This window comes from Pseudomonas sp. IT-196MI5, assembly GCF_949767415.1.
Lineage (GTDB): Bacteria > Pseudomonadota > Gammaproteobacteria > Pseudomonadales > Pseudomonadaceae > Aquipseudomonas.
Map to the genome: position 1 here is coordinate 90,892 of NZ_CATKPZ010000005.1, position 19,995 is coordinate 110,886.

15 protein-coding genes, 1 tRNA gene and 2 pseudogenes are annotated in these 19,995 nt (G+C 56.1%); 6 read left to right on the plus strand and 12 right to left on the minus strand.

All coding sequences use genetic code 11. The features are described from left to right. Positions 1-71 precede the first annotated feature (71 nt). The 3 genes and pseudogenes from ACM6IK_RS03795 to ACM6IK_RS03805 all read right to left on the minus strand — a co-directional run. Positions 72-1,304 (minus strand): annotated as a pseudogene (locus ACM6IK_RS03795) (chemotaxis protein); the annotation flags it as partial. Between the two features lie 138 nt (positions 1,305-1,442). Next, complete coding sequence (locus tag ACM6IK_RS03800) at positions 1,443-2,366, minus strand: LysR family transcriptional regulator (RefSeq protein ID WP_414873219.1); 924 nt, start codon at positions 2,364-2,366, stop codon at positions 1,443-1,445. Positions 2,367-2,442: 76 nt separating this feature from the next. Continuing rightward, positions 2,443-3,075: a DUF1989 domain-containing protein gene (locus ACM6IK_RS03805; RefSeq protein WP_414873220.1), complete on the minus strand. Its 633-nt coding sequence runs from the start codon at positions 3,073-3,075 to the stop codon at positions 2,443-2,445. A 733-nt stretch (positions 3,076-3,808) separates the two neighbouring features. Between ACM6IK_RS03805 and ACM6IK_RS03810 the strand changes: the two genes are divergently transcribed. Continuing rightward, positions 3,809-5,227, plus strand: coding sequence for an APC family permease (locus ACM6IK_RS03810; protein WP_046026917.1), 1,419 nt, complete (start codon positions 3,809-3,811; stop codon positions 5,225-5,227). Positions 5,228-5,275: 48 nt separating this feature from the next. On the opposite strand, the gene ACM6IK_RS03815 is transcribed toward ACM6IK_RS03810, so the two are convergent. Together ACM6IK_RS03815 and ACM6IK_RS03820 are read right to left on the minus strand one after the other, a co-directional pair. Beyond that, a complete protein-coding gene (locus ACM6IK_RS03815; RefSeq protein WP_414873221.1) occupies positions 5,276-6,631 on the minus strand; it encodes an amidase family protein in 1,356 nt (451 codons plus the stop codon). Next, positions 6,624-7,274 carry an FMN-dependent NADH-azoreductase gene (locus ACM6IK_RS03820; RefSeq protein WP_414873222.1) on the minus strand — a complete coding sequence of 217 codons (651 nt, stop codon included), beginning with the start codon at positions 7,272-7,274 and terminating at the stop codon, positions 6,624-6,626. The genes ACM6IK_RS03815 and ACM6IK_RS03820 overlap by 8 nt, the downstream gene beginning before the upstream one ends. A gap of 244 nt (positions 7,275-7,518) precedes the next feature. Here ACM6IK_RS03820 and ACM6IK_RS03825 point away from each other — a divergent pair, with 244 nt between their 5' ends. From ACM6IK_RS03825 to ACM6IK_RS03835, 3 genes are all read left to right on the plus strand, one after another. Beyond that, entirely contained in the window at positions 7,519-8,070 is a 552-nt protein-coding gene (locus ACM6IK_RS03825; protein WP_052961850.1) for a VOC family protein, read from the plus strand. Positions 8,071-8,135: 65 nt separating this feature from the next. After that, complete coding sequence (locus ACM6IK_RS03830; RefSeq protein WP_414873223.1) at positions 8,136-8,912, plus strand: creatininase; 777 nt, start codon at positions 8,136-8,138, stop codon at positions 8,910-8,912. 51 nt (positions 8,913-8,963) lie between these two features. Further along, on the plus strand, positions 8,964-9,842 hold the full coding sequence (locus ACM6IK_RS03835) for a LysR substrate-binding domain-containing protein (protein ID WP_046026913.1): 879 nt from the start codon (positions 8,964-8,966) through the stop codon (positions 9,840-9,842). 341 nt (positions 9,843-10,183) lie between these two features. Here ACM6IK_RS03835 and ACM6IK_RS03840 read toward each other — a convergent pair. The 4 genes and pseudogenes from ACM6IK_RS03840 to ACM6IK_RS03855 all read right to left on the minus strand — a co-directional run. Further along, positions 10,184-10,453, minus strand: a pseudogene (locus ACM6IK_RS03840) (hypothetical protein); the annotation flags it as partial. After that, entirely contained in the window at positions 10,450-11,430 is a 981-nt protein-coding gene (locus tag ACM6IK_RS03845; protein ID WP_414873224.1) for an integrase domain-containing protein, read from the minus strand. The pseudogene ACM6IK_RS03840 and the gene ACM6IK_RS03845, both read right to left, overlap by 4 nt. Positions 11,431-12,336: 906 nt before the next feature. Further along, on the minus strand, positions 12,337-13,659 hold the full coding sequence (locus ACM6IK_RS03850; RefSeq protein ID WP_414873225.1) for a tyrosine-type recombinase/integrase: 1,323 nt from the start codon (positions 13,657-13,659) through the stop codon (positions 12,337-12,339). A 161-nt stretch (positions 13,660-13,820) separates the two neighbouring features. Next, a tRNA-Asn gene (locus ACM6IK_RS03855) sits at positions 13,821-13,896 on the minus strand. Positions 13,897-14,123: 227 nt separating this feature from the next. Here ACM6IK_RS03855 and ACM6IK_RS03860 point away from each other — a divergent pair. Continuing rightward, complete coding sequence (locus ACM6IK_RS03860) at positions 14,124-14,354, plus strand: hypothetical protein (RefSeq protein WP_414873226.1); 231 nt, start codon at positions 14,124-14,126, stop codon at positions 14,352-14,354. On the opposite strand, the gene ACM6IK_RS03865 is transcribed toward ACM6IK_RS03860, so the two are convergent. Together ACM6IK_RS03865 and ACM6IK_RS03870 are read right to left on the minus strand one after the other, a co-directional pair. Further along, positions 14,351-14,569: a hypothetical protein gene (locus tag ACM6IK_RS03865; RefSeq protein ID WP_414873227.1), complete on the minus strand. Its 219-nt coding sequence runs from the start codon at positions 14,567-14,569 to the stop codon at positions 14,351-14,353. The genes ACM6IK_RS03860 and ACM6IK_RS03865 overlap by 4 nt on opposite strands. A gap of 238 nt (positions 14,570-14,807) precedes the next feature. Beyond that, positions 14,808-16,004 carry an amino acid aminotransferase gene (locus ACM6IK_RS03870; RefSeq protein ID WP_414873228.1) on the minus strand — a complete coding sequence of 399 codons (1,197 nt, stop codon included), beginning with the start codon at positions 16,002-16,004 and terminating at the stop codon, positions 14,808-14,810. 335 nt (positions 16,005-16,339) lie between these two features. On the opposite strand from ACM6IK_RS03870, the gene uvrB reads away from it, so the two are divergent. Then, the gene (gene uvrB / locus ACM6IK_RS03875; RefSeq protein ID WP_414873229.1) at positions 16,340-18,355 is read left to right on the plus strand and encodes an excinuclease ABC subunit UvrB; all 2,016 of its coding nucleotides are present in this window, start codon (positions 16,340-16,342) and stop codon (positions 18,353-18,355) included. Positions 18,356-18,458: 103 nt separating this feature from the next. Here the strand turns inward: uvrB and ACM6IK_RS03880 are convergent, their stop codons facing one another. Then, a complete protein-coding gene (locus ACM6IK_RS03880) occupies positions 18,459-19,949 on the minus strand; it encodes an MDR family MFS transporter (protein ID WP_414873262.1) in 1,491 nt (496 codons plus the stop codon). Positions 19,950-19,995 lie beyond the last annotated feature (46 nt).

The window sequence follows — 19,995 nt, forward strand, 5'->3', positions numbered from 1 at the left end:
GAGATGGTGGGTTGCAGTTTGTCTAGAAAGCGATTGAACCAGTCGGCTAACTCGCCAAGTTCATCTCGCTTTGAGTACTTCAGACGCTGCGTAAGATCGCCGTCGCCGCTCGCTATGTCCTTCAGCATTGCCGCCACAACACTAATCGGCCGAGAGACGCCAGACGCCACCACCCACATCATGAGTAGACCCATACCTGCGACCAGCAAAGCAACGGATACGGATTGGTGTGTACTGGCGCTTAAGGAGTCGTCGAGCGTCTTTTGCAGTTTTAGCGCGTCGGCCAGGACGACTTTCTTGGGCAGGCTAATAATGATTCTCCACGCCGGCGTACCTTCGACAGGTGTGAATGTATGCAAAGCGGATATCTGATCGCCTGTATCGGCCACTTCGGGTGTCACCGCTTTCATGAGTTCTGCAATCATCGTTGCTTCAAGGCCTGTTGCCTCTTTGATGTTTTTACCGACCATTGTTGGGTTGGTTCCAACCCCGGCAAGAACTCCACTGCCAGAGACAATCAGAACATTGCCGGCACCATCAAACAAATCACGTTGGGATGCTTGCGCTTCGCTTTGAATGGAGTCCAGGGTGATGTCGATGCCAACAGTGCCGATGACTTTCTGATCCACGACCAGTGGATAGGTGATGGTGGTTAGGAGCAACAAACGACCGCCTACCGTGTCCGAGTAAGGCTGTAACAAACACTCTTTCCCGCTGCTCCTAGAACAGAGGTACCAGTTGTTGTACGGAGTTCCGTCGGCACCTACAGAGGCATCGCTAAAATAACTTTCAGGAAATGCTGTATTCTGGCCCTTCCCATCGGGGCGACTCCAATAACTCGATACCCTTCCGGCCTCGTTCGAACCGTGTGCCATATCTTCTCTGAATTTTGAGTCGGTGGGGTCTAATGCGTTAGGATCAAATGCCATCCAGACTCCAAGGACGTCTGTGTTGCGGTCAAATACTTTCTTAAGTGCTTCATTGAGGTCCTCTCTCAAGGCTGCGGGCTGTAAACCGCGACGCAGTCCCTGAGCGCGGATATTTAGTAGCTGATCCGCCAGTGCACTGACAACAGCACGACTCGCATAAAACTTGTTCTGTAACTTGGCCGCCTTCTCGCTTGCGTTACTTTTAAGAATGTCTTTGACTTTTTTGGCAATCATCTGCTCGCTCTCGGTACTCACTTGTCTAGTACTGGAGTTGGCTTGATAAATATTCACACTCACAACAAGCGCAACAACTACAAACAGACAAAATCCTGTCATAGAAACTACTTTTAGTCGAAAAGATACGTTGTTAAACATGTTAGTCGCCCATGACAAATCATAGTTGTCCGCACTGGGAATTAATAAAACCCAATAACTATCCGAAAGCACATCTGGGTATGCCAAGAAACGTTAAAAAGGATGTTCGATGTCGTTTATTTTATTCAGAGCCTTTAATTACTTGACTACAGAAAGTGCTGGCATACCTCGACACAGATCCGCCTCTTGTCTCAACCAATCGATAAATATCGCGAGACTTTGCTTGCGACCAGGAGAGGAAACCTCAACCAATCGGTATGCAAAGCCAGGCATGCGCGGACCTTCAATCTGACGCATACGCCCAGATCGGATCTCGTCCTCAATGAGCACGTCACTGCATAACAATGGGCCTAGGCCACGCTCAGCGGCGTGGAGCGCGAGAGTCTCCTCGCTGTACCAGGAAATGCGGAAATCCGTACCCTGACGATAATTAACTCGCGCCAACCATGCAGACCAGGCAGGCGCTTCCAAATCCTGGTTCTTCCACTTATAGGCAAGCAGTGGGCGGTTTCTAAAATCATCAATGGTTGCACATCTGTCCGCAGGACAAAGGCTTTGATCCGCGACTGCAATGTAAAAGTCCTCCAATATTACCGAACCCCGATCACAGTCTTCGACTGGGCCGTATCGAATAGCAAGGTCGATACTTTCACAGCGCAAGTCGACTGCTTTTTCTGAGCCATGGATGTGCACGACGATGTTTGGATAGAGCTGATTGAATCGAGCCAAACGAGGCATCAGCCAGCGCTCGGCAAATGCGCGGGTGGTGGAGAGCTGAATAGCATCGCCGTCTTTCGGAGCGCTGATTATCGAGAAGGCATGCGCGATCTGATCAAAGCCATCACGCAGAAACGGGTAAATCGTCCTCCCTACCGGAGTAAGCTCCACGTTCCGCCCCGTCCTTTCAAACAGCTTGTGCCCGATGCACGATTCGAGCTGACGAACCTGATGGCTCACAGCGGTAACGGTTACACAAAGCTCAGCTGCCGCAGCAGTGAAGCTTTGGTGCCGGGCCGCGGATTCAAATGCTCGTACCGAATTGAGGGGGGGTAATTTACGCATGGCTAGACTCCCGACGATCGAACGTCAATCAAACTGTCAATAGCCTAAACCTCTGACGCTTGCCTGGCCTGTATTTCTATTGCTCATGTGAAGGACAGACGACCGCGTAATGCACGTCAGCGGGCATCATCCCGTTGACTGCGGTGATGTCCTGGGGGCACGCAGATAACACAATGATCAAATCCATTTCAGCTCGCAGTGCCACGTATTGCCCCGGTTTACTCACAGGCTCAGCAAACTTAATTTGGCCATTGGCAGATAAGGGAACGTTCATGAAAAGGTTCAGTGGGCTAGGGGGCGCCTCTGCGACCAGACCGAGAGCATCCAGTGCGAGGAACAGATTCTCGTTGCAACTATCGTGATGGCCAACAACTCCGAGCTGCTGGTAGCGAGTGTGATCGCAGGCTGCAATCAAGGTGTCATGCACTCCAGGAGTGGTGTCTTCAACGATGGTGAGAATGGGACGACGATTGTTGGTGATCAGGGTGTCGCCAACTTGAGGGTTGACCTTCAGCCACGAAGCGCGGCAATGCTCCATCGACATCGCCTCGTGAAGGTCATTAGGGTTGAAAGCCCAAGTGTCGACGACCTGCTTACCGTGTGTATTGATCACCTTAATTATTTGCCCCTTTTCGAGCTTGATCGCTGTACCACGACGAGCAGGAAGGCACACGAGTTCATCGTGCTGGACTGCCGAGATTGCGTTCATTCTGATTCTCCTAATTCGTCAATGTGCCAACGATCCTGCACTGAGAAGCCTAGGAAATCACAGCGCAACACCTAAATACAATAATAAAACTTAGCCTCTGTATAAGAGGGTTTTATAGGTGTAAGTAGGCGAGCTAGATAGCTTGCCTGTCCGCGTAAGTTCACTGATAACCATAAAACATCAGAGAAGTAGGAGCGTGTGAAGTCAAAGGAGGGGCGTATGGCCTCACTCTATAAATTAAATTTATAACTAACCTAAATTATATTATTGGATTTTAGTGTTGCCCCATGATCACCTGTACGTAAGCAATTCCAACTCGAGTGCGCGACGAAACGCTCGCGCTACATGCTGCAGTGCGCGGATTGGGATTGCTGTTGTGTAGGAAATTTTTGTTTGCTGAGGAATAGCGCATCGACCGCATGTGCAGAATCGAGGGACCGTACTTGCGAGGTTTACTCGTGAAAATCGAGCGCCTCGCTCCCACCCAAAAGCGTGGTGTCTAGCGTTTCATCGACTGGCTCAAACATGAGGTACTTGAGCAAAATCGTCACGCCCTTTGACGCCCGATTCAAAAACAACAATCACCGAGCCTGACTCGACGATTTGATTTCTTCTACGGAGCTGTTCTCGGCATTCGTACCGTACTGCTGAGCTGGACCATAAAAAACTGTGCGTCGACGGCTTTGTCGTAGGCGTAACACTCCCTCTTTGCACAGAATCAGAGTCTCGAAAAATGAATCTTTCACAATTGATTGGTTACGACCGTAATGGCACGGTCCGCGAACTGGACACCAACCTCGACAAGGGTACCCTAACGACTCGTGATGTAACATTCTCGGCGCTGGGCTTCAACGCTCCGGGCTGGATCGCGGCGTCCTCCATGTCGATTCTGTACTCGATTTCCGGTCACCACGCACCGCTGGCGATCCTTATTGCGTATTTCTTCCCAATGTTGGTCATGGCACTGTGCATGGTTGCGCTCACTCGGCAGGCGCCGTCGGCGGGCGGAATTTTCACGTTCGCCAGCCGATTTTTGCACCCCCACATAGGCAGTGTGTTGGGCTGGGCGTACGCCGTGGCCTGCATGGCAGTGACACCGATGTGCGCGATCATCGGCACTGAATATATCCAGGCGCTATTCCCTTCGCTCACAGGCGCGCTGGCGGCTAAATGCATCGGCACAGCACTGGTGGTGGTGTTCTTGGGAATCTCCTGCAAAGGCGTCGGCCTGACTGCCAAAGTGGCGAGTGTGCTTTTGGTATTCGAGATTGCTGTCGTCGCCGGGCTGGGTGTGCTCGGGCTGGTGAATCCACAAGTGCCAGACCTTTCAGTGTTGTCGATGTATTCGCTGGAAGACGCGGGTGGTTGGTCGGTGATCGGTCCCGGCGTGTTGTTCGGGGTGTGGATGCTGGCCAACTTCGACTCGGCTATTAACTACATCGAAGAAGCGCGGATTCCTGTGCGCACGGTTCAGCGTTCACTGTTGCTGGTGCTGACAGCGGCTTTCGTGATCTACAGCCTAGCCGCGATTGGCTGGCAGTTCGCGGTGCCGGTAGAGAAGTTGGCGGCTATCGTCGAGGACGGCAATGGCGGCCCTATCGCTGCCGTAGCAAATGTTTATCTTCCGCCGTCTATGGCCTGGATTGCATTGTTCGTGGTTATTACATCGGCGTGTGCCGGACTGCAGATATCCTCCAGTGCTGCCGCGCGGACGTTGTACCGCATGAGCGAGGAGGGTCGTTTACCTACCGCGTTGAGCTCGGTGAATGTGGCGAAGTCTCCATGGCTGGCCAACGTGATCGTCTCGCTGGTTGCCATCGGTTTATTGTGGTGGAAGCCACTGGACAAAATCGTCTGGTATTACGACGTGGTCACAATCACTTTGGTGATGTCTTACATGGCCGCGATTGCGGCGTTCATTGCGATGACCTGGAAACGGCAAGGCGGCTGGGTGTCGTTCTTTCTTAGTGTGCCGGCGGTGCTGGCGATACTGATGCTCGGTTACATCGGCTATACCGCTGGCGCCAACCCGGTTTCACCCGAGGATCAATACACCGCTTGGTATCTTGGAGCGCTGACGTTGGCCTCTGGGGTGTTTTTGATCCTGATTCAGGCGCGTCCTTTCCAGCGGCGATTCCCGGTCAAATCCTGAGTGCTGGAACCGGCTCGGCATCGTGGTTGTGATGCCGAGCCGGGGTGATCAAAGCGCGCGTTCGATGGCGCAGCAGATGTCTAGCAAGCGATCGTCTTTCCCGGTAATGCTGGAGAACAGGATGGAGGTCGGCAGGTCTGATTCATTGACGCCCGAAGGCATCGCGACGCCAGGCATGTCCAGCAGACTGCCGACCATGGTGATTGCCAGCGTGTCCAGATTGAGTTGAGCGAACAACGCGTCGTCAGCTTCCAGCGGTGCCAAGGCAGGCGCCACATGGAATACCGTAGGCAGTACCAGAATGGAATCACCCAGTTCCTCGGCCATGTCTGCGATCAACTGCTGACGAACAACGCGTAGCTGAACTTCTTTTTCGACGGTTAGGTCCCGTGCCTTCAACAGGCGGGTTCTGATCTGGCGATCCATGCGCTCTGCATCAGGCCCTTCAACCACGGCAATTAATAGCTTCCAGGCCTCGATCGCCCCGAGCCAGCCCACCGACGAAATCAGCTCCCGAGCACGCTCGACGGCGCGCACCGGGCGCCTTTCTATTTGAGCTCCGCATTGGTGCAGGATGTCCATGACGCGTTCGAGATTGCGTGCTACTGCAGGTTGGAGTCGAGGGTCTTGCAAGACTTTGGTGTCGACGATGAAGCGCACTTCGCTCAGGTCGACAGCGCTGGTGGGAGAGTCTGAGAGGCCACGCATTGCATTGTCCAGCAACCTGCAATCTTCCACTGTTTGGGCGATGGGGCCGAGGCTGTCGAGAGTCACGGCCAGCGGATGGACACCGCTCATGTCATGTCGACTGGTGGATGTCTTAAAACCGACTAGCCCATTGAACGCGGCCGGCACACGAATTGACCCGGCTGTGTCCGTGGCCAGGGCCGCAGTCACAATCCCTCGCTGGACCGCGATGGCCGATCCCGATGATGAACCACCTGGCGCTCGAGGATCACAGTTCGCGAACAGTGCTGTGGGCGTACCATAGTACGAATTTAGCCCGAGTCCAGAGTAGGCAAATTCGCTGAGGTTAGTCTTGCCAATGAACACCACGCCAAGGGCTCGAAGTTTTTCTATTACAGCAGCGTCCCGTGTGGCTGGCGCGATTGCGCTTCGGGTGGTGGAACCTGCGGTGGTCACGGTGCCTTCGATGTCGAACAGATCCTTGATTGCCAGCGGCAACCCGTCGAGCGGACTCAAGGGTTGCCCATGCTGGCGTCGAATATCGGAGTCATGGGCCATTGCCAATGCCGATTCTTCGAGCAGCGAGATGAATACTGAGTCGGCCTCCCGCGCTTGGATAAAGGCGGCTTGCACCAACTGAGTTGCGCTGATGCTTCCGTCGTGCAGTTTTTTCAGGGTCTCTACGACCGTTTCCATCCTGTTCTCAGAATTATTCATGGCAATGCACCAACTCACCCACCAGTTGCTGAATTGCCTCGAAAGCTTCGGCAATCGAGACTTCGTGACGCGCGTCGTTAAACTCCTGAAAGTCGATGGTGATGACGTGGGTCTGTTCGACGCCAAGATAATGAGCGCATGTTTGAATATGCGTTTCCAGATGATTCATTTTTTCGCGGATGCCGCCCGCACCGAAGCCGAATTCACCCCGTGAACTCAAGATTACCAAGGTTTTGCCGCTCATGATCGGCTCCAGCGGGAAGTCGCCGCGCGCCAGGTCGAATGTGAACGTCTTGCCGATTCGGATCACTTGATCGAACCAGGCTTTCAATGCGGCAGGCATTCCATAGTTGTACATGGGGCTACCAATGACAATCACATCGGCACGATCAATCTCATCGATCAACTCGTCGGACAGCTGGATCCGTTCACGTTGCACGACGGTGAGATCTTCTTCTGGAGTGAAAACAGCGCCGATCCAGTCTTCGGTCATGAAGGGCGGAGGGTTGGCTCCGATATCGCGCGCAATCACTTGGGCGTTCGGATCGGCCTCAATCCACGCATGGATAAATGCTCTGGACAGCTTTCGGCTTAGGGATCGTTCGCCCCGGGCGCTGGCATCGATGTGTAGAAGATGGGTCATGGCACATTCCTCAATGGACGGCAGGTACTTTCCCTACCGTAGAGGCGAAGTGGGCCATGACCCCGGGAGGTATCACATTCGATATTTTTTTTGCATGAGTGCAATTTATCTCAAGTCACGGATCTGCTTATTAGGTCGACCTGAAGAAAAAGATTTTCTCAACCTCGCTTGAGAATTACTCGATTTCGCTTAGTTTGCCCCGCCGCTTAAATACCTCTGTTCCCATCCGACATTGAGGTAACCCATGTCCACCCTACTACAGAACAACGTGCTCAACGCACTGACCGACGGCGCTGAGGTCGACCCGTTTCTGGGCAACGTCGTGGAGATAGCAATCGTCACGGCTGACCATAAACGTACCATGGACGGACTCCTTAAACTCGGTATCGGGCCTTGGCGCGTTTATACCTTCAGCCCTAAAAACACCGAGAATCAGACCTATCACGGACAGCCTGCGGAGTTTGTTCTCACGGTCTGTTTTGCCCAGAGCGGCAACATGGTGTGGGAATTGATGGAGCCGGTCTCGGGCCCAACCATCTTCGCCGACTTCCTGGAAAAGCATGGAGAGGGCATTCAGCACGTTGCCTATGACTGCAACAACATCCCGTTCGAGGATCGAATCGCTGAACTGGAGCGTCGTGGCTTCAAATGCGTGCAGTCTGGTTCCTGGTTGGGTCGTAACCACTTTGCTTTCTTTGGCACTGAAGCGGACACAACCACCGTTTTCGAAACCTATGCCTTCCCCGATGACTGGGTATACCCAGAGCCGGACGAGTGGTACCCCGCGCGCGGCTGATATCCATTTCCGGTGTGCCTGGCAGGCGCACCGGAATTGCCTCTGATGCTTCTGGAGATTTCACCATGAACAACGTGCGCATGGACAACATGAGCTGGATTGAATACGAAAATCGGGTCAAGGCTGGTGCGGTTGTCTTTCTGCCCTGCGGCGCTACCGAGCAACATGGTCCGCATCTGCCACTTGGCACGGATGCTTTGCTGGCCAGCGCGATCAGTGAGGACGTTGCACTTGCTATAAATGGTATCGTCGCTCCCGCGCTGTCCTACGGTTATAAATCGCAGCCCAAGTGTGGCGGCGGGCAGCATTTCTGCGGTACCACTAGTGTCGACGGGGCGACGCTGACGGCTATAGTTCGCGATGCCGTCAAAGAGTTTCATCGCCATGGCGTCAAACGATTGGTCTTGGTTATCGGCCATTACGAGAACCAGTGGTTCGTCACCGAAGGCATTGAGCTGGCGCTGCGCGACATTGGGTCCGACACCGGATTGGAAGTCATGCGCCTGGAGCACTGGGAGTTCGTCAACGCATCGACTCTGGCAACGATATTCCCCAATGGCTTCCCAGGTATTGCCCTTGAACATGCCGCCGTCATCGAAACCTCGATGATGCTGCACTATCACCCGGATATGGTGGCGCTGGATAAAATCCCGGAACACGGACCTGCAGAATTCCCCGTTTACGATATTTACCCGACGCGGATTGAGTGGGTTCCAGAAAGTGGTGTTCTGTCATCGGCTAAGGGCTCGACGGCTCAGAAGGGGAAGCTACTTGTAGATGATGTGGTGGAAGGGATTTCGAGAGCGGTTCGGTATGAGTTCCTACTGCCGGAGGCATCTTGAGAAATCGTTGTCCTCCGCGGCCATTGCGCGAGACATTAGCAAGAGGTTGAGATGCGTATACGTCAGCTTGAGTGCTTCAGAACTCTGATGATTCACGGCACAATGACCCGAGCGGCAGAGCTGCTCAGAGTATCTCAGCCGGCTATAAGCACCACTATCGCGACCCTGGAACACGAAACGGGTTTGTCATTATTTGTCCGAAAAGGGGGGCGACTGCACCCGACACCGGAAGCTCGCCTGTTTTTTGTCGAAACTGAGAGAGCATTGGAGGCGGTAGAAAGAACAACGCGCATCGCAAAGGAAATTCGGACGGGCAAACGAGGACATTTGGCTATCGCCGCTTATGCCAGTGTCTCCATTAACGTACTGCCGCGCTTGATCGCCAACTTCGCAAAAGAGCGTCCTGGCCTTCAGATAAAAATCATCACGCGCAATTCCCAGACGATACGCGAACTTATGTCCACGCAGCAATTTGATCTCGCCATTGCCGAACTGCCACTCGACTATCCGTCATCAAACATGGAGGTGATTTCATACGAATGCCAATGCATGATGCCGATGGATCATCCACTGTCCAAACTGGACGTCATTACACCCACCGACCTTGACGGTGTACCCTTTATATCGCTTTTTAAAGGTGACCCGATTTATCAGCAAATGGCCACTGCCTTTTCCGACTATGAGGCAGCTTGGAATGTAGTAGCTGAAACCGAGTTTTTCTCAACGGCCTGTGAGCTGGTGTGCTGCGGGATGGGGGTGGGCATCATCGACCCTGTCGTGAGCCTCCCATTCACAAAGAATTTGGTGACGAAACCTTTCTTTCCGGCCATCAAGTACCAAATTGCGTTATTACTTCCAATCCAGGAAGAACCATCCCAGGTCGCTCTGGAGTTCATTACGGTGCTCAAGGAGATGCTCCGCGCGCCGTAACTTCCTTACCTTGAATGCTTACGAGTTTTCCATCGGATAGTGCTTGTAGGAATGCGTGCCTACAGCATTCACAAGTGCAGGATGACAGTTGCGTATGGACAATACCTTGGGGCAGATTGGAGCGATTAGTAACAGTGACCTAACGGCAGCTTTTGGCCAAAAGTGTGTAAAAAGCTTCACCAAATTGAAGTGTGCGAGTCTATGTTAAATCTGAAATTTATCGGCACGTCAGCACATCTGGGTTTCGAGTAGATGCGCGATTTCCAGTCTGTTTTTGAGTACCTGTCGCGCTCAAAAACGTTTTTACACAACCTCGGCCGGTTGTTGACCTTCGCCTGACGGTTGAACTGCCAGGCCTTTCCTAGGCGATGAGCAAGTAAGTGCACGGTCAGCAGATAGTAGTAGCGCGTCGATTCAGCGTGCTGGTACACATGGTGATTTAGGAACCATGTGAGATGCTTTTACTGCCAAGTCCATGGATTGTCGCGTTGCCAGCGTTCAGCGATTGCTGTTTGGATAGCCTTCGCCTGACGAAGATGGCGTTGGCGTGTGGCATGCGCTCCGGTCAGGAAGCCCGCTAGGAAAAGCTCCATATCGAATGCCCTGCTCATGCTTGACCACCAATGTAAGCCGACACTACGTCGATACGCCCGTGCCCCAGCTCATAGCTGATTTGTGTGCGGGCTTCCCCATCGAGGTATCGGTGGAGCTGGTAGCACCTACCTCCGTTGATGGGGGCTTGATGATGGGTGATCTGCTCATAACGTTCGCACGCATAGGCCGCGCGCAGTTCGTGGAAGCCTTTGAGTTTGTGCGTGTGGAGGATATCTCGGGCGGGCCGGACAACTACTCGTTGGAAATCGAGGTAGCTTTCGTTCGGGGCAAGCAGGTTGCGGCTGCCGTCGGGTGAGACCTGTTCGGCGAATCTCAGCGCTTCGTGAGTATGATCATCCACCCTGATCCAGCGAGGTGCCGAGGCACCTGAGCGGCCCCCTTTGGTGCCATCCTGGATGTTGATCTTGCCGTAGTGTTCGGCCTCACGTTTTAGGCGCGGTAGGTCGGCCAAAGTGGCCTCGCGCAAGCGCATGCCGGTGGCTCGCGCCAACTGAGCGATGGCCGCGGCGCGCGGCTGCTGGTGTTCGCAAAGCACCCCGACGATCTGCTGCACGTGTTCGCGGTCCTGGCCTTGCGGTACCGAGCGACGAACACTGGTGCGCTGCATTCCCAGCGCCTTGCTCGGACTCGGTACTTTCACATATTGATCACCGCGAAGCGCCGCCATCGTTCGGTTCACGCTGGACAACCGGTTTTGCGCGGTGGCGATGCAGATAGCCCCTTGTTCAACTTGCTGCCGCAGATGTCCGGCATAGTCCAACAAGGTCTGCCGATCTATCTGCCGAGCATCGTTATACCCTGGCCCATCTTCCGACCGACACCACCGTACAAACGCCTGCCAGCGATCACTGTGCGCTTTGACCGTCCCGTAATGCCCACCGCCAAACAGATCTTTCAGCGCTTGCGGCCCGGCATAGCTCAATTGCCGGCCATAGCCAAAATTCCGCCCATCCCGTCTGCCTACCAATGCCATGATCAAACTCCTCTCGAAGCCAAGCTCTGAAAACCTTCCCCACGTCATCCCGCCAAGAATGTTGAGTGTTATCAGGGATCAAGGCCCCTGCGACCTGTGAGGTTTGTCCACTAACGCGGGACTGGCGGCTCCTTACGACCGGGAGCTTGGGCATCTCATAATCTGGCCTCCTGAGCACCGATAGCGGTGGGCGGGTGGAGGCTGCACTGGCTGACGAGACCGGCGCCGCGAGATCCTGAGTTGGGTGAAGGCAGCTATGCGATGACCGGGGCATACCTGACTGTCAGTCAGGTGCAGTCCATTCCGTGGACTGCGGCACCATCATCTGCATCGCTGTTGCTGGTGACTTCGGTGTTTGTCACGCCGATTGTCACGAGGGGAAATGCCGCAAAGCCTTGTACGAGTTGGGCTGCAGCAGTGGTAGGAGCGCCCGTCTCTTTCCGGAGGAAAGAGACGGGCGCAGGTTGGCGCAAGGAAATGGCCAAGCGGATAGGTTGCTGCAGAGCAGCTATGAAAGGGAGTGAGTTGCCGCAGTGGGTACGCTGGTAAGTAGGCATCCATCACATCGCTGTGACTGTGCGAGCCGCCGGACGCTAATCGCACTTTGGGAGAACCACCACGGTGTGGCGTAGCCTTAAAGGTTCTGGCTACCTGGGTTGCTGTCAACGACAGCGCTTTGCCCGAACTTTTCTACGCCTGTGAAGAGTTCGGGTCAATGCTCGAATTTTTGGGAGTTCTGCGGCTGTGGATGAAATTATCCACTAATGGAAAACCGTGGTTTTCCACAGATAGTTGCGTTGGCTTTAGATTTTTTAAGTGAGGTCCATGCAAGTAGGGCGGCTTTGCAGCCCTGCTTGCATGGACCCGCGTGGACAAGCGGATCACTGAGATATGAGGACCGAGCGCTTACTCAGTTGCGCCACGTTTTGCTTTTAGGCGAGTGACATTCGCACCCGTCTCATTGGCGAATTCGCGTGGGCTGACATGCTTCTGCTGATTAGCCTCAAGGTAGCGACTCCACCAGTTCATGATCAGCCTGCGCTCCTCGATGAACTCGGCCTTGTGGATGTAAGCGGCGCGGACGTTGTTGCGTTCCTTGTGGCTCATCTGCCGCTCGATGGCTGTGTCCGTCCACAAACCTGACTCGATCAGTGCGCTGCAGGCCATCGAACGAAACCCATGCCCACAGATCTCGGATTTGGTGTCGTACCCCATCTTCCGAAGCGCGCTGTTCACCGTGTTTTCGGACATTGGTTTCCAAGACTTGGTATCGCCTGCGAACACCAAGTCAAATTTGCCTGTGATTGCGTTGATCTGCTCGAGCAGGGCGATCGCTTGCGGCGATAAGGGTACAAGATGGATATCGCCTGCCATCTTCGTACCCCTTGTGGAAAAGGGTACGCCTTCCAACGCTGGTCGCGTGTCGGGTATTTCCCAGACGCCACGTTTGAGGTCGAACTCGCTCCAGCGGGCGAAGCGCAGCTCGCTGGAGCGTACAAACACGTGCAGCGACAGCAAGACCGTCAGCCGGGTAAGTGCGCGGCCTTTATAGGTGTCGATCCGTTCCTGCAATTCAGGCAAGCGCGATAAGGATAAGGCGGGGCGGTGGACGACCCGCGAGGCTTTGATCGAGCCTACGAGGTCGTAAGCAGGGTTTACGGTGATAAGCCGGAGGCGCTTTGCCTCGCGCATGATGCTCTGCAGGTAGTTTTGTACCCTTAAAGCAATGTCTATCGTTCCGCGCTTCTTAATCGCGTCCAGGGGCCGCATAAGGTCGTGGGTATCAAGGTCGACAATGGCGCGGGCGCCGATCAGCGGGAAGAGATGAGTTTTGAGGCGACTCATCACTGTCTTGGAATAGTCCGGTGCCCACTTGGCTGACATTTCCATGTGCCAGCCGAGGGCAACGCTTTCAAAGGTGCGGCCTTTGATCAGAGCGTCCGTCTTGGCTTGGTTCTTGGCTCCTATAGGGTCAATGCCATCCGCCAGCATTCGCTTGACCTCCAAGCGCTTGCGGCGCGCATCCGCGAGGCCAACGATGGGGTAGTTGCCGAATGAGGTCAGTCCTTCCCGGCCATCAGGTTTGACGTATCTGAGACGCCAGCCTTTGCGGCCATTGGGTTGGACTAGAAGGTAAAGGCCGTCGCCGTCGAAAAGCTTGTAGGCGCGGTCTGTGGGCTTGGCCGAACGGCAAGCGGCGTCGGAGAGTGGAGCAGTAGTGCGCGACATAAGGGTACTCCCTTTTATCGAACTGACCTTTATCCCAAACTCTACCCTTAAAATGGCTGGTATCCACCGGAATCCGACAGAACGCCAAAACGAAAAAACCCGCCAGAAGGCGGGTTTTCGGGGGTTTCAGAGATTTTGAAAGCCTTCTCTGGAACCTTGTCTGGCTCCACGACCTGGACTCGAACCAGGGACCCAGTGATTAACAGTCACTTGCTCTACCAACTGAGCTATCGCGGAATGGCGCGTATCTTACTGATTCAAAAAGAGAAGTCAAGCATCGAATAACAATTGGAGCGAATCAGCGGGATGGGCGGTGGTTTAGCGGCGATTGGCGGTTACCAGGATCGCCCCAGAGGTCTACCATGGCCGCCCGGAAGTGGTGACACGCGCTGCCGGCCATTCGCCGAAAAGGTATGCGCCATGAATCATTTGACCCTCACACCTCGACACTATGAGGGGCGCCCATGAGCATCTCTCAGATCAGCCTGCCCAAAGGTGTCGGCCCCCACGCCGAAAAGTTGTTCGACGCCATCACTCAGGCCGGCACCGCTGAAGCATTGAACCGCGCTGGCGGCAAGGCCGAAGGGTTTGTCCTCGGCCTGGAAAGCACCAAGGCGATCAAGGGTCAGGTCGCCGAATCGCTCTACGTCGCCTATGACGATGCGGTCAGTCAGCGTGCGACCGAGCTGGCTTAACCGCCGAAGGTAATCGTGGCAACCATCAGTTTAGCGTAGAGCGCCGTGGCACCCAATTGCACCAGCCACAGGGCCAGGCCGCCGAGAAACACACCGGCGGCCACTTGCATCACCAGGTTGTTGCCGCGTTTTGTCGGGGCGCGGGGGGTGAAGTGATCCAGGTCATCCAGGTCATCCAGGTCATCGCGGTCAGCGCGAAGGTCATCGTTTTTCATGTGGGTTCTCGCAGGAATTCCAGGGTGTACACAAAACCTGTAGGAGCGAGCCTGCTCGCGATGGCAATAGCACATTCACCATCAATGGTGACTGGTACATCGCTATCGCGAGCAGGCTCGCTCCTACATTTTGGATTGTGTGGAGTTTAGAGGGCTGAGCCCGTGCTTTGAGATTTATCTGCGACAAATAAAAAACGGGAAGCCCCATGGCTTCCCGTTTTTTGTATCACGACGCGATTCAGATCACCTGAACGATGGCATCCGTAACGGCCTTGATGTTGCTCTGGTTCAGCGCGGCCACGCAGATGCGGCCGGTGTCCAGGGCGTAGATGCCGAACTCGTTGCGCAAGCGGTGAACCTGCTCAACGCTCAAGCCGGAGTACGAGAACATGCCGCACTGACGACCGACGAAGCTGAAATCGCGCTGAGGCGCTTTTTGTGCCAGCAGGTCGACCATCTGGGTACGCATGCCACGAATGCGCAGACGCATTTCGGCCAGTTCGGCCTCCCACTGGGCGCGCAGTTCCGGGCTGTTCAGCACTGCAGCGACAACGCTGGCACCGTGGGTCGGCGGGTTGGAGTAGTTGGTGCGGATCACGCGTTTGACTTGCGACAGCACGCGCGCGCTTTCTTCTTTCGATTCGCTGACGATCGACAGGGCACCGACGCGCTCGCCGTACAGCGAGAACGATTTGGAGAACGAGCTGGAGGCGAAGAAGGTCAGGCCCGACTCGGCGAACAGACGCACGGCAGCGGCGTCCTCGTCGATGCCATCGCCGAAACCTTGGTACGCCATGTCGAGGAATGGCACGTGGCCTTTGGCTTTAACGACTTCCAGGACGTTTTTCCAGTCGGCCGGGCTCAGGTCCACGCCAGTCGGGTTATGGCAGCAGGCGTGCAGCACGATGATCGAGCCGTTTGGCAGCGCCTTCAGGTCTTCCAGCATGCCGGTGCGATTCACGTCGTGGGTCGCGGCGTCGTAGTAGCGGTAGTTCTGCACCGGGAAACCCGCGGTTTCGAACAGCGCGCGGTGGTTTTCCCAGCTCGGATCGCTGATTGCCACAACGGCGTTCGGCAACAGTTGCTTGAGGAAATCGGCACCGATTTTCAGAGCGCCGGTACCGCCAACGGCCTGGGTGGTGATGACGCGGCCAGCGGCGATCAGCGGCGAGTCATTGCCGAACAGCAATTTCTGCACGGCGTGGTCGTAGGCGGCGATACCGTCGATTGGCAGGTAGCCACGGGAAACGTGTTGAGCGGCGCGAATGGTTTCGGCTTCGACAACGGCGCGCAGGAGTGGAATTCGCCCCTCCTCGTTGCAGTAAACACCGACCCCCAGGTTGACCTTGTTGGTACGGGTATCGGCGTTGAATGCTTCGTTGAGGCCCAGGATTGGATCGCGTGGTGCCATTTCGACAGCGGAGAACAGGCTCATTATTGCGGCGGCTCTGAATGGAGAGTGGAGGGACGTGTCGCGCTCCAGCCGAATGCACTAGAGCGGTGCACAAACGGGGAGCTAGTATAGAGGCCATCGGCGATTGCTGGCGACAGGCGATTCGGCTTTTCGGTTAAGTTTTTCCGATTATTTTTCGACCGTTAATCGATTGATCGTGTCGCAGGCTTTACCGGATGTAGGACGTTTGCCTTGAAAGCGCTGGCAATCGGCTCCACATTGAGCACAATCCAGTTTTTTCCTCGGGCGACATCGGTCGTTTGCGGTCTTTTTCGTTCGTGCCGGTTTTGCCGGCAAGAGTGATCCAGAGGTATTTCATGTCTGAATTCCAGCTAGTCACCCGCTTCGAGCCCGCCGGCGATCAGCCGGAAGCCATCCGCCTGATGGTCGAGGGCATCGAAGCCGGGCTGGCGCACCAGACGCTGCTCGGTGTGACCGGCTCGGGCAAGACCTTCAGCATCGCCAACGTGATCGCCCAGGTGCAGCGCCCGACCCTGGTGCTGGCGCCGAACAAGACCCTGGCGGCGCAGTTGTACGGTGAGTTCAAGGCGTTCTTCCCGAACAACGCGGTGGAGTATTTCGTTTCCTACTACGACTACTACCAGCCGGAAGCCTACGTGCCGTCCTCGGACACCTTCATCGAGAAGGATGCGTCGATCAACGACCACATCGAGCAGATGCGTCTGTCGGCGACCAAGGCATTGCTCGAGCGCAAGGACGCGATCATCGTCACCACGGTGTCCTGCATCTACGGTCTGGGCAGTCCGGAAACCTATTTGAAGATGGTGTTGCACGTGGACCGCGGCGACCGGCTCGATCAACGCGAATTGCTGCGTCGCCTGGCCGACCTGCAATACACCCGCAACGACATGGATTTTGCCCGCGCGACCTTTCGGGTGCGTGGCGACGTGATCGATATCCACCCGGCGGAATCCGATTTCGAAGCGATCCGCATCGAGCTGTTCGACGATGAGGTGGAAAGCCTGTCGGCGTTCGATCCGCTGACCGGCGAAGTCATTCGCAAACTGCCGCGCTTCACCTTCTACCCCAAGAGCCACTACGTGACGCCACGGGAAACCCTGATGGGCGCGGTCGAAGGGATCAAGGTCGAGTTGCAGGAGCGCCTGGAATACCTGCGCTCCAACAACAAACTGGTGGAAGCCCAACGCCTGGAGCAGCGCACCCGTTTCGACCTGGAGATGATCCTCGAACTGGGTTACTGCAACGGCATCGAAAACTACTCGCGCTATCTGTCCGGCCGCGAAGCCGGCGCGGCGCCACCAACCCTTTACGATTACCTGCCGGCCGATGCCTTGCTGGTGATCGACGAGTCCCACGTCAGCGTTCCGCAGGTTGGCGCCATGTACAAGGGCGACCGCTCGCGTAAAGAGACGCTGGTGGAATACGGTTTCCGCCTGCCTTCGGCCCTGGACAACCGGCCGATGCGTTTCGATGAGTGGGAAAGCATCAGCCCACAGACGATTTTCGTCTCGGCGACGCCAGGCAACTATGAAGCCGAGCACGCCGGGCGCGTCATTGACATGGTGGTGCGCCCGACCGGGCTGGTGGACCCACAAATCGAGATCCGCCCGGCACTGACCCAGGTCGACGACTTGCTGTCGGAAATCACCAAGCGCGTCGCGGTTGAAGAGCGGGTACTGGTCACCACGTTGACCAAGCGCATGGCTGAAGACTTGACCGATTACCTGGCCGACCACGGCGTGCGCGTGCGCTATCTGCACTCGGACATCGACACCGTGGAGCGGGTCGAGATCATCCGCGATCTGCGTCTCGGTACTTTCGATGTGCTGGTGGGGATCAACCTGTTGCGTGAAGGTCTGGACATGCCGGAAGTCTCGCTGGTGGCGATCCTCGATGCCGACAAGGAGGGTTTCCTGCGTTCCGAGCGCTCGCTGATCCAGACCATCGGCCGGGCGGCGCGTAACCTCAATGGTCGGGCGATTCTGTATGCCGACCGGATCACAGGCTCGATGGAGCGCGCCATCGGCGAAACCGAGCGCCGCCGCGACAAGCAGATCGCCTTCAACCTGGCCAATGGCATTACCCCCAAAGGCGTGTTCAAGGACGTCGCCGACATCATGGAGGGCGCCACCGTACCCGGTTCGCGCAGCAAGAAGCGCAAAGGAATGGCCAAGGCCGCCGAGGAAAACGCCAGGTACGAAGCGGAATTGCGCTCGCCGGGCGAGATCGCCAAGCGTATCAAGGCCCTGGAAGAGAAGATGTATCAGCTTGCCCGCGACCTGGAGTTCGAAGCGGCGGCGCAGATGCGCGACGAGATTACCAAGTTGCGCGAGCGCCTACTGACTGTTTGATCTTTAGTGCCTGAACTGGCCTCATCGCGAGCAGGCTCACTCCTACAGGGTTCAATGTGATCCCTGTAGGAGTGAGCCTGCTCGCGATTGGGGCAACTCGGTCTCAGTGCGCTTCCCCAGCCTTCAACCCCACCGGCAATTTCCTGGTCAGCAACACCGCCAGCATGCTGATCCCCAGCGCAATCCCGACAAAATGAAACGCATCGTTATAGGCCATGATCGACGCCTGTTGATGCGCAATTTCGCTGAGTTTGCCCAGTGCCGCCGTTTCACTGCCCAGTCGGTCGGTCAGCGAGGCAATGCGCTCGGCCACCTGCGGATTGCTCGGCACGATCGACTCACGCAGGTAGTCAAAGTAAACCTTGGTCCGCGCATCCAGCAGGGTGGCGAGCAGGGCGATGCCGATGGCGCCGCCGAGGTTGCGCAGGATGTTGAACAGGCTCGAGGCCGATCCCGCATCCTGGGGCAGGATGTAGGCAGTAGCGATCAGCGAGATGGTGACCATGATCAGCGGCTGTCCCAGGGCGCGGATGATCTGGATCTGATTGAACTGCGGCCCGGCAAAGTCCGGGTTCAGCACGCCCGAAGAGAAGCTCGCCAACCCGAACAGCCCGAAGCCCAGCGTGCACAGCCATTTCGGCGAGACGAACTTCATCAGCTTGGGCACCAGCGGGATCAGAAACAGCTGCGGCACGCCCATCCACATGATCACTTCGCCAATCTGCAAGGCGTTGTAGTTCTGGATCTGCGCCAGGTACAGCGGCAGCAGGTAGATCGATCCGTACAACCCGACTCCCATTCCGACGCTGGAAATGCTGGATAAACCGAAGTTGCGGTTGCCGAGGATGCCAAGGTTGATCAGCGGATTGGGTTTGGAAAACTGCACGATCACAAAGGTGATCAGGCTGACCAGTGCGATGCTGCCCAGGGTCACGATCAGGTTCGACTCCAGCCAGTCCTTGCGATGGCCTTCCTCCAGAAACACTTGCAAGCAACCGAGCCCGACGCCGAGGGTGAGAATGCCGGCGTAGTCGGTGCTTTTCAGCAATTCCCAGTGCGCTTCTTTCTTCTCCAGGCCGTACATCAGGCCGGCGATCATGATCAGGCCGGGCGGGATGTTGATGTAGAAGATGTATTCCCAGCCCCAGTTTTCCGTCAGCCAGCCGCCGAGGGTCGGGCCGATGGAGGGGGCGAAGGTGGCGGTCATGGCGAACATGGCCATGCCCTTGGCGCGGTGGTGTTCCGGGAGTTTGATCAGAGTCAGGGTGAACGCGAGCGGAATCAGCGCGCCGCCGGTAAAGCCCTGCAAGGCGCGAAACATGATCATGCTTTCCAGGCTCCAGGCCATGGAGCAGAGCAGGGAGGCCGCGAGAAACCCGAGGGACACCCACACGGCCAGGCGTCGCGCCGACAGCAACTGCACGAGCCAGGCGGTGAGCGGAATCATGATGATTTCCGCCACCAGGTACGAGGTGGAAATCCACGAACCTTCTTCCAGGGTCGCCGACAGCGCGCCCTGGATGTCCTTGAGCGAGGAGTTGGTGATCTGGATGTCGAGCACCGCCATGAAGGCGCCGAGCATCACGCTCATCACCGCGATCCAGTCGCGCCGGGTCGGTTCGCCGACCGGGCGGATCAGT